The organism is Streptomyces sp. NBC_00876 (assembly GCF_045207435.1).
In the GTDB taxonomy this organism is placed as follows: domain Bacteria; phylum Actinomycetota; class Actinomycetes; order Streptomycetales; family Streptomycetaceae; genus Streptomyces.
The window spans coordinates 1,616,989-1,630,597 of record NZ_CP108800.1 but is presented as its reverse complement, the minus strand read 5'-3'; the positions used below and the strand labels follow the sequence as shown (position 1 = coordinate 1,630,597).

Annotated in this window: 12 protein-coding genes and 1 tRNA gene; 7 read left to right on the top strand and 6 right to left on the bottom strand. The window is 71.5% G+C overall.

The window, feature by feature from the left end; genetic code table 11:
- Nucleotides 1-47: 47 nt before the first annotated feature.
- The gene (locus OG782_RS07110; RefSeq protein ID WP_406448542.1) at nucleotides 48-1,133 is read left to right on the top strand and encodes an S-(hydroxymethyl)mycothiol dehydrogenase; all 1,086 of its coding nucleotides are present in this window, start codon (nucleotides 48-50) and stop codon (nucleotides 1,131-1,133) included.
- The gene (locus OG782_RS07105) at nucleotides 1,133-1,762 is read left to right on the top strand and encodes an MBL fold metallo-hydrolase (RefSeq protein ID WP_406448541.1); all 630 of its coding nucleotides are present in this window, start codon (nucleotides 1,133-1,135) and stop codon (nucleotides 1,760-1,762) included. The genes OG782_RS07110 and OG782_RS07105 overlap by 1 nt, the downstream gene beginning before the upstream one ends.
- 9 nt (nucleotides 1,763-1,771) lie before the next feature.
- Here OG782_RS07105 and OG782_RS07100 read toward each other — a convergent pair whose 3' ends face one another.
- The 3 genes from OG782_RS07100 to OG782_RS07090 all read right to left on the bottom strand — a co-directional run bounded on the left by OG782_RS07100 (nucleotide 1,772) and on the right by OG782_RS07090 (nucleotide 5,197).
- On the bottom strand, nucleotides 1,772-2,707 hold the full coding sequence (locus tag OG782_RS07100; protein ID WP_406458895.1) for a pseudouridine synthase: 936 nt from the start codon (nucleotides 2,705-2,707) through the stop codon (nucleotides 1,772-1,774).
- Nucleotides 2,708-2,888: 181 nt separating this feature from the next.
- A complete protein-coding gene (locus OG782_RS07095; RefSeq protein ID WP_406448540.1) occupies nucleotides 2,889-4,118 on the bottom strand; it encodes a hypothetical protein in 1,230 nt (409 codons plus the stop codon).
- A gap of 14 nt (nucleotides 4,119-4,132) precedes the next feature.
- On the bottom strand, nucleotides 4,133-5,197 hold the full coding sequence (locus OG782_RS07090) for a hypothetical protein (RefSeq protein ID WP_406448539.1): 1,065 nt from the start codon (nucleotides 5,195-5,197) through the stop codon (nucleotides 4,133-4,135).
- Nucleotides 5,198-5,418: 221 nt separating this feature from the next.
- On the opposite strand from OG782_RS07090, the gene OG782_RS07085 reads away from it, so the two are divergent.
- Nucleotides 5,419-6,489, top strand: coding sequence for a rhamnogalacturonan acetylesterase (locus tag OG782_RS07085; RefSeq protein ID WP_406448538.1), 1,071 nt, complete (start codon nucleotides 5,419-5,421; stop codon nucleotides 6,487-6,489).
- Nucleotides 6,490-6,543: 54 nt separating this feature from the next.
- On the opposite strand, the gene OG782_RS07080 is transcribed toward OG782_RS07085, so the two are convergent.
- Together OG782_RS07080 and OG782_RS07075 are read right to left on the bottom strand one after the other, a co-directional pair.
- Nucleotides 6,544-9,429 (bottom strand): glycoside hydrolase family 2 TIM barrel-domain containing protein, encoded by a 2,886-nt coding sequence (locus OG782_RS07080; protein ID WP_406448537.1) that lies wholly within the window; start codon nucleotides 9,427-9,429, stop codon nucleotides 6,544-6,546.
- A 246-nt stretch (nucleotides 9,430-9,675) separates the two neighbouring features.
- Nucleotides 9,676-9,763 (bottom strand) — tRNA-Leu (locus tag OG782_RS07075).
- Between the two features lie 183 nt (nucleotides 9,764-9,946).
- Here OG782_RS07075 and OG782_RS07070 point away from each other — a divergent pair.
- The 3 genes from OG782_RS07070 to OG782_RS07060 all read left to right on the top strand — a co-directional run bounded on the left by OG782_RS07070 (nucleotide 9,947) and on the right by OG782_RS07060 (nucleotide 12,570).
- Nucleotides 9,947-11,281: a M20/M25/M40 family metallo-hydrolase gene (locus OG782_RS07070; RefSeq protein WP_406448536.1), complete on the top strand. Its 1,335-nt coding sequence runs from the start codon at nucleotides 9,947-9,949 to the stop codon at nucleotides 11,279-11,281.
- Between the two features lie 143 nt (nucleotides 11,282-11,424).
- Nucleotides 11,425-11,658: a chaplin ChpH gene (gene chpH, locus OG782_RS07065; RefSeq protein WP_406448535.1), complete on the top strand. Its 234-nt coding sequence runs from the start codon at nucleotides 11,425-11,427 to the stop codon at nucleotides 11,656-11,658.
- 138 nt (nucleotides 11,659-11,796) lie between these two features.
- The gene (locus OG782_RS07060; protein WP_406448534.1) at nucleotides 11,797-12,570 is read left to right on the top strand and encodes a chaplin; all 774 of its coding nucleotides are present in this window, start codon (nucleotides 11,797-11,799) and stop codon (nucleotides 12,568-12,570) included.
- Between the two features lie 68 nt (nucleotides 12,571-12,638).
- Here OG782_RS07060 and OG782_RS07055 read toward each other — a convergent pair whose 3' ends face one another.
- Nucleotides 12,639-12,827, bottom strand: a complete 189-nt coding sequence (locus OG782_RS07055; protein WP_136328229.1) for a DUF5703 family protein — start codon at nucleotides 12,825-12,827, stop codon at nucleotides 12,639-12,641.
- A 47-nt stretch (nucleotides 12,828-12,874) separates the two neighbouring features.
- On the opposite strand from OG782_RS07055, the gene OG782_RS07050 reads away from it, so the two are divergent.
- Nucleotides 12,875-13,534 carry a hypothetical protein gene (locus tag OG782_RS07050; protein WP_406448533.1) on the top strand — a complete coding sequence of 220 codons (660 nt, stop codon included), beginning with the start codon at nucleotides 12,875-12,877 and terminating at the stop codon, nucleotides 13,532-13,534.
- Nucleotides 13,535-13,609: the final 75 nt, after the last annotated feature.

The window sequence follows — 13,609 nt, the reverse complement described above, 5'->3', positions numbered from 1 at the left end:
AGTCGGGAATCGATCTCAGGAGAAGTCGGGAAAGGGAGACCACGGGAATGCCGCAGCACGTACAAGGGGTCATCGCACCGGGAAAGAACGAGCCGGTACGGGTCGAGACGATCGTGATTCCGGACCCGGGCCCCGGTGAGGCCGTGGTGAAGATCCAGGCCTGCGGCGTCTGCCACACCGACCTGCACTACAAGCAGGGCGCCATCAACGACGAGTTCCCCTTCCTCCTCGGCCACGAGGCCGCGGGCGTCGTGGAGTCCGTGGGCGAGGGCGTCACCGACGTCGAGCCGGGCGACTTCGTCGTCCTCAACTGGCGTGCCGTGTGCGGACAGTGCCGTGCCTGTCTGCGCGGCCGCCCCTGGTACTGCTTCGACACCCACAACGCCAAGCAGAAGATGACCCTGCTCGACGGCACCGAGCTCTCCCCGGCCCTCGGGATCGGCGCCTTCGCCGAGAAGACCCTCGTCGCCTCCGGCCAGTGCACCAAGGTCGACCCCGAGGTCTCCCCGGCCGTCGCCGGACTCCTCGGCTGCGGTGTGATGGCGGGCATCGGCGCCGCCATCAACACCGGCCAGGTCGGCCGCGGCGACTCGGTCGCGGTCATCGGCTGCGGCGGAGTCGGCGACGCGGCGATCGCCGGCGCCCGGCTGGCCGGCGCGGCGAAGATCATCGCGGTGGACATCGACGACCGCAAGCTGGAGACGGCGAAGAAGATGGGTGCCACGCACACCGTCAACTCCCGCGCCGGCGACCCGGTCGAGGCCATCCGCTCGCTCACCGACGGCAACGGCGCCGACGTCGTCATCGAGGCGGTCGGCCGCCCCGAGACGTACAAGCAGGCCTTCTACGCCCGCGACCTCGCCGGCACCGTCGTCCTGGTCGGCGTCCCCACCCCGGAGATGCAGCTCGAACTCCCGCTGCTGGACGTCTTCGGCCGCGGCGGCTCGCTCAAGTCGTCCTGGTACGGCGACTGCCTGCCCTCGCGCGACTTCCCGATGCTCATCGACCTGCACCAGCAGGGCCGGATCGACCTCGGCGCGTTCGTCACCGAGACCATCGGCCTCGGCGACATCGAGCAGGCCTTCGCCCGCATGCACGACGGCGACGTCCTGCGCTCGGTGGTGGTCTTCTGATGACCGCCCGCATCGACCACCTCGTCACCTCCGGCACCTTCGCCCTCGACGGCGGCGAGTGGGACGTCGACAACAACGTCTGGATCGTCGGCGACGACACCGAGGCGGTCGTCATCGACGCCGCCCACGACGCCGCCGCCATCGAGGCCGCGCTCGGCGGCCGTACGCTGCGCGCCATCATCTGCACCCACGCGCACAACGACCACATCGACGCCGCCCCGGCGCTCGCCGACGCCACCGGCGCACCGGTCCTGCTCCACCCCGACGACCTGCCGCTGTGGAAGCAGACCCACCCGGACCGGGCCCCGGACGGCGAACTGGCCGACGGCCAGGAGATCCGGATCGCCGGGACGACGCTCACCGTCCTGCACACCCCCGGGCACGCCCCGGGCGCCGTCTGCCTGTACGCCCCCGAGCTGTCCACCGTCTTCACCGGTGACACGCTCTTCCAGGGCGGACCCGGCGCCACCGGCCGGTCCTTCTCGCACTTCCCGACGATCGTCGCCTCGATCCGGGACCGGCTGCTCGCCCTGGACCCGGCGACCACCGTCCGCACCGGACACGGAGACTCCACGACCATCGGCGCGGAGGCCCCGCACCTGGACGAGTGGATCACCCGCGGCCACTGACGCCGCAGGTCACCCGCCAGGCCACGCGGAGAGCCGCAGCCCGCTCCCGAAGCGGTGCGGTTCTCCCGTGACCGGGTCGGTGAACTCCAGCACACCGGCCAGGAGCTGGAGCGGCCGGGAGAAGTCGTCGGCCGCCCCCTCGGCCTCCACCACCGGATAGACGGGGTCGTTGACGAGCGGCAGGCCCAGGCTGTTCATATGGACCCGCAGCTGATGTGTCCGCCCGGTGGCGGGCAGCAGCCGGTAGCGGCCGAGCCCCTCCCGGTGCTCCAGCAGCTCGACCCGGCTCTCGCTGTTCGGCTCGCCCGGCTCCTCCCGGGCGGCGATCACCCCGCGCTCCTTCACGATGCGGCTGCGCACCGTACGGGGAAGGACCAGGCCGGGGTCGTACGGTGCCACCGCCTCGTACTCCTTGCGCACCAGCCGGTCACGGAACAGCGTCTGGTACGCGCCCCTTTCCTCGGGCCGCACGACGAACAGCACCAGGCCCGCGGTCAGCCGGTCCAGCCGGTGGGCGGGCTGCAGCTGGGGGAGCTCCAGCTCGCGGCGGAGCCGGGCCACCGCCGTCTCGGTGATGTGCCGGCCGCGCGGTGTCGTCGCCAGGAAGTGCGGCTTGTCCGCGACGACCAGGTGCTCGTCCCGGTAGACCACACCGAGGGGGAAGGGCACGGGCTGCTCCGGGGCGAAGTCCCGGTGGAACCAGAGGTAGCGGCCCGCCGCATACGGTTCGTGCCCGGACACAGGACCCCGGGCGGAGACGAACCGGCCCCCGTCGAGCATGGCCTCGACCCGGTCCGCGCCGATCGCACCGGCGAACCGGGCCACAAGATGATCACGGAGAGTGGGCCACTCCCCGTCCGGATCGTCCGGGAGCCGCACCCGGACCGGATCGATCCCGTCACGCTGCGGCAGCGGCGACGGCGGGGGCTTCGCGCGGCCCCTCATCGCAGCCCGCCGGCCGGCGGGGCCGGACCTGAAGTGCTGGTTCTCATGGTGCGGGGCATCCTTCCACAGGGACGGCGCCCCGAAGACGCGCGCGCCCCGGGTCGTCCCGAGGACGCGCATCGTCTCCCCGGGGCTCCGCGATGCCCCGCACCGTCACCCCTGGCCCCTGGCCCCGGGCGCCTCAGGCCTCGGGGTACGTCACCTTCAGCGGGCCGCAGCCGATCCGGTCGGCCTCCGCCGCGGCGTAACCGGGCAGCAGGTCGCGCGCGAGATCGAAGCCGCCGCTGTCCGTCTGCCCCAGCTGCTCCACCACGAAGACCACCGGACCGGTCTGGCACACCGCCCGGAACACCGCCCGGTTCCCGCCGAGCTTGCCGTAGCCCGTGGTGCCCTTCACGGGCGCACCCGAGCGCAGGGCGTCCCAGGAGTAGATCTCGGTCAGCGCCGGGTCCACCACCGTCGTCAGGCGCACGACGGCTTCCCGGTCGTTGCCGCCGCCTTCGCAGACCCGGGCAGGCCCGCCCGCACCGCCGACGCGGGTACGCGGGAAATCCTTGCGGTAGGCCACGGGGAGGTCGAAGTCCTTGATGCCGCAGAAGGCGGCCGCCTCGGTGTCCTGCCAGGTCACGGGGGAGGGCAGCGGGCGGGGCGTCGTATAGGACCCCGAGCAGCCGAGGGACCGGATGACGCCGTTGGCCGCCTCCACGAGGGCGCCGGTCAGGGCGGCCCGGTCCGCCTGTTCGTACTCCGACGAGAAGTCCAGGCCCGCCTGGCCCATGCCGATGTCCACCACGGTGGGGCCGGTGAAATCGTCGCGGCCCGTGCAGCTCTGCGGCAGCGCGATCCAGCCGCGCGAGGAGGACACCATCCCGGGAAGCCCCTCGCCGAGCGACACCATGCCGGCCCCGAGGAACTCCTGGGGCCACTGCCGCCCGTCGGTTCCCCTCAGACCGTCCAGCCGGTGCACCTTCAGAGTCACCTGGCGGCGGGCCCGGTCGTCCTTGTAACTGGTGATGCGGCACTGGCCGAACGACAGGCCGTCGCCCACCGGGTCGGTCCGCAGTGACTGCTCCTCGACCTCGGTCCTGCGGTCGCCGAAGAGCTCCGACATGGTGGAGCCGTCCAGCGAGTCCCAGCAGGGCGCCGGCCCGAGCAGCGGGAGCGTGTCGGTGCGCCAGGCCACCGCACCGGCCCCGACGAGCGCCCCGGCCAGCGCGGCAGCGGTGACGGCCCGGACGGTACGGCTGCGCAGCACGCGGCGCGCGAAGGAGGGCCGAGGGCCCCCGGGAGGAGTGGTGTCGGTGGGGACGGCGGCTTCGGGAGGGGTGTCGCCTGCGGGGCCGGCGGCCACGGGTGCGGGGCTCCCGGCGCCGGCACCCTCCTCCGCACCCTCGGTTCCGGTGCTGGTCACGGACTTCTCCTCACTCATGAGCCCTCACCGCTGTTGCAACCGATGCGCTTGCCCACGGACTGGGTGAACCGGTCGAACACCCGCCGGTCGTCAGGACGGCCCCGGCCCTTCAGACCGGTATCCACATGGCCGTAGAACACCGTCGGCTGTCCGCCGCAGCGGGTGCGGAGCAGCCCCTCGGCGGATCCCTCCGGGAGACGGTCGAACAACGCGACCAGGCGGGGCCGGCGCACCATCACATACTGCGCCGACGGCTCGTCGGGCATCCGCAGGGTCCTCCACACCACCGAGCAGGTCTGGAGCTCCTCCGTGACGGCGCCCACCTGCTGCTCGTAGCGCGAGCCCTTGCCGAAGTCGAAGGTCATCCCGGGTATCCGGCACAGCGGTGTACCGGCCGGCTCGCCGTCCTCGGCCACTGTCACGACCGGCTGCGTGATGTGCTCGGGGCCGGGTCCGCAACCCGTCTTCTCCATCACGGTGTTGGCCGCGTCGACCAGCATCCGGCCGACCTCGTTGACGCTGCCGATCGCGAAGGGCATGGCCACCTTGCCGAGATGGCCGTCGCCCGAGCTCTCGCTCCGGATCGTCACGGTGGACGGCCTGCCGTTCACATCGCATGTCACGGGCAGGACCAGCATGCCCCGGTCGGTGGCCACCATTCCGTCGAACCCCTGGGGCAGGGGCGAGGCGGAGCCGTGGAAGAACCGGGCTATCCAGGCGCGGCGCTCCGTGAACCCGGCAGGGGCGGGGCCGTACTCCAGGGTGATCCGCTCCTTGAAGGTGAGCGGCTGGTCCGAGTCGTCGTCCTCCACCTCGGACGTGACCGCCAATGTGCAGGTCCCGCTGGGACGTTGCGCCGAGGGCGGTGCGGACTCGGTGGCCCTGCGCTCCGATCCGGACTTGCCGAGCGCTTCGTCGCCGAGGAACGGAGCACCGCTGTTCTGCTCCCAGGCGCCCCAGCAGTACTGGTCGCGGAAGGGCCAACTGTCCGTCGCCCACAGGACGGTGCCGGATACGAGCACCGCCCCGGCGACCGCCCCGGCGAGGACCGCGGCCCGCCGCCTGCCACCGATGCCCATGACATTCCCCCTGGCAAATCACGAAGAGCAAAGCAAAACGCCGATGCTACGTCGTCATGGGTCACGGCCGAGGAGGGGGTGGAGAAGCCCGCATGGACTGAAAGGATTCAACCCGGGGTTCGCGGGGGAAGAAAGCGCTTGCGGTGTACGGGTGACCCCCCCCGCCACCGCACCGCACGGCCGCCAGCGCACCGCACCCGCAGCCCTGAAGGAGCCCCGCCATGTCCACTGTCCGCCTCCGCCGAACCGGCCCCGCCCTGCTGGCCGCACTGGCAGTCGTAACGGCCCTTGCCGTTCCCGCTGTTGCCGCCCCGCGCCCGGTCCCCGTCTCCGGGGCGGGGGACCTCGCCGCCTGTACGGGAACCGCTCCCGTCGTCTGTCACCTCGACGTGGCGCCGGGGACATATCGCGTCACCGCACGCATCGGCGGTGCCGCCGAAGGCCGTACGGCCGTCGGTGCCGAGACGCGGCGCACCGTGCTCGGAGAGACGCCGACTGGCCCCGGTCAACAGGTGGTTCGCTCCTTCGCGGTCGATGTACGCGACCCCGAGGGCGAACCCACCGGGGCGAGCGGCAGCCCCGGACTCGACCTCACCTTCGGCGGCCCGGCCCCGCTCCTGGCGGGCCTTCGGGTGACCCCGGCGCCGCGTACCCCGCAGCTGTTCCTGATCGGCGACTCGACCGTCTGCGACCAGCTCGCCGCTCCGTACACCGGCTGGGGCCAGGAGCTTCCGCAGTACCTCCGGTCCGGCATATCAGTCGCCAACTACGCCGACTCGGGCGAGAGTTCGCAGACATATCTCGACCAGCCCCAGCTCTTTCCCACGGTCCGCCCGCTGATCCGCCGGGGCGACACCGTGCTGATCCAGCTCGCCCACAACGACAAGCAGACGACGGAGGCCGACTACCGTGCCAACCTCACCACCATGATCGACGCAATCCGCGCCGAGGGCGGCCGGCCGGTGCTCGCCACCCCCATCGTCCGCCGCTGGTTCAACGCCGACGGCACGCTGGACAACGGAACGGCCCTGCTGGTCAACGGCCTCGGCGTCGATCTGCCGGCGCAGATCCGCTCCCTGGCCACCGAGCGCGGCGTACCTCTCATCGACCTCACCGCCCTCACCCGCCGACTGGTCGAGGAGCTCGGCCCCGACGGTTCCAAGGCGCTCTATCTGACGGACGAGAAGCGCGACAACACGCACACGTCCGAGCGCGGTGCCACGGAGTACGCGGCCATGGTCCGTGACGCCCTGCGCGAACAGCACCTGCTGCCGGGACGCCTGTTCCGCTGACCGGAGCCCCGCCCCGCCCGGCGGATCCGGGGCGGGGCGGGCCGGTTCGCGGGGTCAGCCCAGCGCCGAGAACACGAACGAGAACTCCGTCGGTGCCACCTGGAGCCGGTGCTCCGGCAGGACGCCCGGGCCGCAGGACTGGGAGCCGATGCCCTGCACCGCGTGGTCCAGGTTGACCCAGACGCGGTCCCCGGCCACCAGATCCGGCAGGTGCTCCGCCGCGTCCAGCTGCTCGCTCGTCCAGCGCCGCGCGGTGAACCAGAACGGCGCGCCGCCCTCGGCCCGCAGCCCGGCGCCGCAGCCGTCCGTCAGCTCCGCCCAGCGGACGTCCGCGCGGGCCCCGTTCTCCTGCGGCCTCACATACGGGGTCTGCAACGCGTCCACCTCCGACGCCCACTGCCCGAGCATCGCGGCGGCCCGGGTGTCCGGGTACGCCTCACCCGGACCGCCGCCGAACCACCGCGCATCCCCGTACGCCGCGGGCAGTGCGAACCGGATGCCGAGCCGGGGCAGCGGCACCCGCCAGTCGCCCACCGGCGCCACCGACACCGTCAGCCCGAGCCGGTCCCCGGCCGCCGTCCAGCGGTACGTGGTCCGCAGCCCCAGGTCCCAGCCGGCCGGCGCCACCAGGGTCCGCACGGTCAGCGCGTCCTGGCCCTCCTCGACCGCGTCGACGCGGTGCCGCATCCGGTGCAGCCCCAGCTCCCGCCAGCGCAGCCCGTACCGCTCGTCCGGCTGCCACGGAGCACCGTTGTCGTTGTCGGTGGGCGCCCGCCACACATCCAGCCGCACTCCCTCCACCTCGACGTCACCGATGCGCACCGGCGCCCCGGTCGCCGCGTCGAAGACGCCCGGTCCGAGGGTGATCACGCCGGCGGCGCGCACCGGCCGCTCGCCCGCCGCCGGGGCCGGTGCTGCCGGTGCACCCGCCTCCGCCTGGCCCCACGCCACGACGTGCCCGCGCTCGCCCCAGGCCGTGTCCCCGGCGAGCACCGCCCGTACCGTCCACACCCCGTCGCCGCCGGCGTCCGGCGTCACCTCGGCCGACGCGCCCGGGGCGAGGTCCGGCACCGCCAGCGTGCCCGAGGCGACGACCGCTCCGGCCACCTCGCGCGACCAGAGGAACTCCAGGTGCCCCAGCCCCGAGAAGTCGTACCCGTTGGTGACCGTGAACGAGCCGGCCGCCGGACCCGGGGCGATCCGCACCGGCTCGATGACCTTCTTGTACTCGACGAGCCCGGGGGAGGGGGTGCGGTCCGGGAAGAGCAGGCCGTCGCAGACGAAGTTGCCGTCGTGCAGCTCCTCGCCGAAGTCCCCGCCGTAGGCGAAGCCGTGTTCGGGATGGGCGAAGCCGTGGTCGATCCACTCCCAGACGAAGCCGCCCTGGCAGCGCTCGTACCGCTCGAACAGCCGCTGGTACTCGCTCAGTCCGCCCGGACCGTTGCCCATGGCGTGCCCGTACTCGCACATGATGAAGGGCATCGCGCGCCGCCGGGCATCGAGCTCCGCGTCGTCCCACGGCTCCTCGGCCCGCTTGCCGATGAGCTCGACCTCGGCGTGCGTCGGATACATCCGTGAGTAGAGGTCGACGTCCTTGCAGGACAGATCGCCCTCGTAGTGCACCAGCCGCTCGGGGTCCCGCCCCCGGATCCACTGCGCCATCGCGGTCAGGCCGCTGCCCGAACCGCACTCGTTGCCCAGCGACCAGATGATCACCGAGGCGTGGTTCTTGTCGCGCTCGACCATGCGGGCCGCCCGGTCGAGCAGTGCGGGGGTCCAGCGTGCGTCGTCGACCGGGTTGCCCCGCCACTCCAGGTCGACAAAGCCATGTGTCTCCAGATCGCACTCGTCGATCACCCAGAGCCCCAGCTCGTCGCACAGGTCCAGGAAGGCCGGGTGCGGCGGATAGTGGCTGGTCCGCACGGCGTTGATGTTGTGCTGCTTCATCAGCACCAGATCGCGCCGCATGGTCTGCGCGTCGACGGCCCGCCCGGTCTCCGGGTGGAACTCGTGCCGGTTCACCCCGCGGAACAGCAGCCGCCGGCCGTTGACCTTGATGACCCCGTGCTCGACGAGCACGGTACGGAAACCGATCCGCAGCGGCGTCCGCTCGCCGGGCGTCACCAGCTCCGCGTCGTACAGCCGGGGTGTTTCGGCGGTCCACGGCTCGACCGGCAGGGTCACGGATTCGCCCGCGGCGATGTCGACACCCAGCTCGGGTACGAGGATCCGCCCCTCGGCGCCCTCGCACTCCACGCGCAGTGTCCCGGAGCCGGCCAGGTGGTCGTAGCCCGCGTGCACGAAGAAGTCGCGGGCGGCGCCCTGCGGGCGGTGCAGCAGGGTGACGTCACGGAAGATGCCGGGAAGCCACCACTGGTCCTGGTCCTCCAGATAGCTCCCCGACGACCACGCGTGCACCCGTACGGCCAGCACGTTCTCGCCGGTCCGCAGCAGGTCGCCGACGGCGAACTCGTGCGGCAGCCGGGACCCCTTGAAGTCGCCCAGTTCCCGGCCGTTGAGCCAGACCCGGGCGCACGACTCCACGCCGTCGAACCGCAGGACGGTCCCACCGCCGTCCGCCCAGCCGGCGGGCAGTTCGAACGTCCGCAGATGGTCACCGGTGGGGTTCTCGGAGGGAACACGCGGCGGATCGACGGGGAAGGGATAGACGACGTTCGTGTACGCGGGAGCGCCACCGGCTCCCTGCAGCACCCAGTGCCCCGGCACGGCGAGCGTTCCCCATGCCGCGGCGTCGAACCCCGGCTGCGCGAACGACACGTCCACGGTTCCCGCGCCCGGCGACAGCCGGAAGGCCCACTCGCCGTTCAGGGACATCCGCCGGGCATCGGACGCCGCGTACCAGGACCGCGGCGCGAGTCCACCCGAACCGGGGCTCGGGTCCTCGTACCAGGGCAGCGTGTCCGTGTCTGTGCGGGTCATGGTTCTCCTCGTTCGGTGACGCCCTTCTCAAGGGTGGACGTTAGTCACGACTGAACCGTTTCAACAAGGGTGGGCGCACGGTTGGTGAGGGCGCGGTGGGGCGGTGTTCCGGTACGGACCGGCCGGTCGCCCGAAGGGGGACGCGGCCGGTGAGGGCGCCGGGTGGAGCGGAGGTGGGGTCCGGGTGGGTATCCACTCGGACAACGACACAGCCCCACGGTCCGTGAAGGACCGTGGGGCTGTGATTGGTGTCCGAGGGGGGACTTGAACCCCCACGCCCGATAAAGGGCACTAGCACCTCAAGCTAGCGCGTCTGCCATTCCGCCACCCGGACAAGGTGTCTGTCTCGCGGGCTCGGCCCGTTCCGACGTGGAAAACCATAGCAAACATTCGAGGGTGCTCGATCACGCCCCGGTCCTCGTGAAGGGCGCATGACGGGGGGCGGGGGGCCTTGGGTGTGCGGGCCGGGCGCGGGAGGATGAGGGGGAGCACCACAGCGACAGTGGAAGGAACCAGCGTGAGTGAGACCAAAGCGGCCCGGACCGGTTCGGGTGAGAACGCCGAGAACGAGGTGGCGGACCTCTGTCGTGACCTGATCCGGATCGACACCAGCAACTACGGCGATCACTCGGGACCGGGCGAGCGGCTTGCCGCCGAGTACGTCGCGGAGAAGCTCGCGGAGGTCGGCCTCGAGCCGCAGATCTTCGAGTCCCACAAGGGCCGCGCCTCCACCGTGGCGCGGATCGAGGGCGAGGACCCGTCCAAGCCCGCCCTGCTGATCCACGGCCACACCGACGTCGTCCCGGCCAACGCCCACGACTGGACGCACCACCCCTTCTCGGGAGAGATCGCGGACGGCTGCGTGTGGGGCCGGGGCGCGGTCGACATGAAGGACATGGACGCGATGACCCTGGCGGTCGTGCGCGAGCGGATGCGCAGCGGCCGCAAGCCCCCGCGCGACATCGTGCTCGCCTTCCTCGCGGACGAGGAGGCGGGCGGCACGTACGGGGCCCGTTATCTGGTCGACAAGCACCCGGACCTGTTCGAGGGCGTCACGGAGGCCATCGGCGAGGTCGGCGGCTTCTCGTTCACGGTCAACGAGAACCTGCGGCTCTATCTGGTCGAGACCGCCCAGAAGGGCATGCACTGGATGCGGCTGACCGTGGACGGCACGGCCGGCCACGGCTCCATGACCAACAACGACAACGCGATCACGGAGCTGTGCGAGGCGGTCGGCAGGCTCGGGCGGCACACCTGGCCGGTGCGGGTCACCAAGACCGTGCGTTCCTTCCTGGACGAGCTGTCCGACGCGCTCGGCACCCCGCTGGACCCGGAGGACATGGACGCCACACTGGCCAAGCTGGGCGGCATCGCCAAGATGGTCGGCGCCACCCTGCGCAACTCCGCCGCCCCCACCATGCTGGGCGCCGGCTACAAGGTGAACGTGATCCCGGGCCAGGCCACCGCCCATGTCGACGGCCGCTTCCTGCCGGGGTACGAGCAGGAGTTCCTGGCCGACCTCGACCGGATCCTCGGCCCGCGGGTCCGGCGCGAGGACGTGCACGGCGACAAGGCGCTGGAGACCGACTTCGACGGCTCGCTCGTGGACGCGATGCAGATCGCGCTCAAGGCGGAGGACCCGATCGCCCGCGCCGTCCCGTACATGCTCTCCGGCGGCACGGACGCCAAGTCCTTCGACGACCTGGGCATCCGGTGCTTCGGATTCGCCCCGCTGAAGCTCCCGCCCGAGCTCGATTTCGCGGGCATGTTCCACGGTGTGGACGAGCGGGTGCCGGTCGACGGCCTGAAGTTCGGTGTGCGGGTTCTCGACCGTTTCATCGACAACAGCTGACCTCCCGTCCCGGTAATCGCCCGGGTGTACGCATATAACCGGAACGAGTGAAAGGGGCGTTCCGCTCGTAGCCCGATTACTTCTTCCTCGTTACAGGTGATGCGGTCCGCGGCTGGGACCGCATTTGCCAACTAGGAGGAATAATGATCAAGAAGATCGTCGCCGCTGCGGCTGTCACCGGTGGTCTGGTTCTCGCGGGCGCCGGCATGGCCGTCGCGGACTCCGGCGCCCAGGGTGCCGCCATCGGCAGCCCCGGCGTGCTCTCGGGCAACGTCATCCAGGTTCCCGTCCACGTTCCCGTCAACGTGTGCGGCAACACGATCTCCGTGATCGGGCTGCTGAACCCCACCTTCGGCAACACCTGCGTCAACGCCTGACGTTGTGCGTCAACCCGTAAGGGTTTGAACCCGTTCGGCCCCGGAGCGCACGCCATGTGCTCCGGGGCCGTCGGGTCCTTTGCCCCCGCACGGTCAAGTCCGGGGGTATTTCCGGAAGGTAGAAGGCAGGAACAACCTATGCGACAGGTCACGCGTAAAGGCCTGATCACCATGGCGGCCGCCGGCGGCGTTCTCGCGCTCAGCGGCGGTTACGCGCACGCCGACGCGGGAGCGGCCGGCGGCGCATCGAATTCCCCGGGGGTGCTTTCAGGGAATTCGGTACAGATTCCGGTCGACGTGCCGGTCAACGTGTGCGGCAACTCCGTGAGCGTCGTCGGACTGCTCAACCCGACCGCGGGAAATGCCTGCGGAAACGGTTCGGAAGGTGCGTCCGCCGGCCGCCACGGTTCGACCGCGGGGACGCCGGGCAGCCACGCGGCGGACGGCCGGGCATCGGACGGCCGCGGCCAGGGGGTGCGGGCGGGCACCGGGAAGCACCGGGCCGTCAGCAATGACGACAGGGGGGGCGCGACGGCGCAGGGGTACGCCCAGGGCTCGCCCGGTCTGCTCTCGGGCAACCAGGTCCAGGCGCCCATCGACATCCCCGTGAACGCCTGCGGCAACAGCGTCACCATCGGTGGCCTGCTGAACCCCGCGCTGGGCAACTCGTGTGAGAACGACAGCACACCGCCGGTCGGCGTTCCGGTCACCCCGGTCACCCACGAGGCGCCGCCGGCGCCCGGACCGCGCACCATCCCGAACGCGCCCGGGACGCAGACCCTGCCCGCGAGCGCTCCACAGCTCGCACACACCGGAGCGGGCGGGCTCGACCTGCTCGTCCCGGCGAGCGCGGGTCTGCTGCTGGCAGGCGCGGGCACGGTGCTGTACCGCCGCGCAAAGGCCGCCGCCTAGGGTCTTTCGTCTGGATCAGGCAGCACGGCGAAGGGAGCGGGCCCCGCAGCAGCGGGGCCCGCTCCGTCTCACCAGGTGGCCCGGAGCTGGCGGATGATCCGGCGGCGCAGCCGCACCCGGCGACTGCCGTCCAGGCGCAGCGTCAGTCGGTCCAACTCCCAGTGCCCGTACTCGGCATGGTCGGTCAACAGGCGGGCTGTCTCCTTCCGGGACACCCCGCGCGGCACGTACACGTCGACAAATTCGTATTCCGGCATCGCATCTATTGTGCGGGCAGAGCCTCTGTACGGATAGCGTCTGCCCTATGTCTGATGCTGCGCAGCCCACCGCTGCCGAGGTACGCGCCGCCGCCGATGCGGTCAAAGCCGCGATCGACCACCACCTCGAGGCGGTCGAACGCCGGTCGGGGGACGACGACCCCGCTGTCTACGACGCGTTCAACGCACTGGCCGCTGCGGCCGAGGTCTACGACGAACTGCTCTACGACCGCCATGACGAGGTGACCCCGTTCGAGATCCCGGGGGCGCAGGACTCGCTGCCGCCCTACAGCGGCCCGGAGGAGCCGAACGCGCTCAGCGTGCTGATCCGCCGCGACTACGCGGTGGTGGAGCCGCAGCGGCTGCTCGCGCAGGCGCAGCGCCTTGCCGACGTGGACTCCGACGAGCGCGGCAGCGAGACCGCGGCCGTGGTCGGCAGCAGTGTTCATGCGGCGCTCGGGGTGCTTTTCGGGGAGTACGAGGCGGACGAGATCGCCTCCCGGCACACGGAGTTCGGTCTGGAGGAGGGGGACTCCACCCTCTGGGTCGCTGCGGCGGAGGAACTGCCGGAACCGGGGGACTGGCTCGCCGCACCCTTCGACGACGCGGACCCGCAGCTGGTGGTCTGCCGCTTCGATGTCAGTGCCGTGTTCGACGAGGACGATCTGGACGAGGAGCTGGACGGTCTGGCGCGGGACAGCACTTGATCTTTCCGTTGACTGACAGCACCTGATCCGTCTTCGCCGACAGGTGCCGAACCGAAGGGCCCGGTGGACGCGTCA

Coding starts and splice junctions, on each gene's coding strand:
- OG782_RS07050 (WP_406448533.1), top strand. CDS start 12,875: ATGTCTGATGCTGCGCAGCCCACCGCTGCCGAGGTACGCGCCGCCGCC.
- OG782_RS07110 (WP_406448542.1), top strand. CDS start 48: ATGCCGCAGCACGTACAAGGGGTCATCGCACCGGGAAAGAACGAGCCG.
- OG782_RS07080 (WP_406448537.1), bottom strand. CDS start 9,429: ATGACCCGCACAGACACGGACACGCTGCCCTGGTACGAGGACCCGAGC.
- OG782_RS07085 (WP_406448538.1), top strand. CDS start 5,419: ATGTCCACTGTCCGCCTCCGCCGAACCGGCCCCGCCCTGCTGGCCGCA.
- chpH (WP_406448535.1), top strand. CDS start 11,425: ATGATCAAGAAGATCGTCGCCGCTGCGGCTGTCACCGGTGGTCTGGTT.
- OG782_RS07055 (WP_136328229.1), bottom strand. CDS start 12,827: ATGCCGGAATACGAATTTGTCGACGTGTACGTGCCGCGCGGGGTGTCC.
- OG782_RS07060 (WP_406448534.1), top strand. CDS start 11,797: ATGCGACAGGTCACGCGTAAAGGCCTGATCACCATGGCGGCCGCCGGC.
- OG782_RS07105 (WP_406448541.1), top strand. CDS start 1,133: ATGACCGCCCGCATCGACCACCTCGTCACCTCCGGCACCTTCGCCCTC.
- OG782_RS07100 (WP_406458895.1), bottom strand. CDS start 2,707: ATGAGGGGCCGCGCGAAGCCCCCGCCGTCGCCGCTGCCGCAGCGTGAC.
- OG782_RS07090 (WP_406448539.1), bottom strand. CDS start 5,197: ATGGGCATCGGTGGCAGGCGGCGGGCCGCGGTCCTCGCCGGGGCGGTC.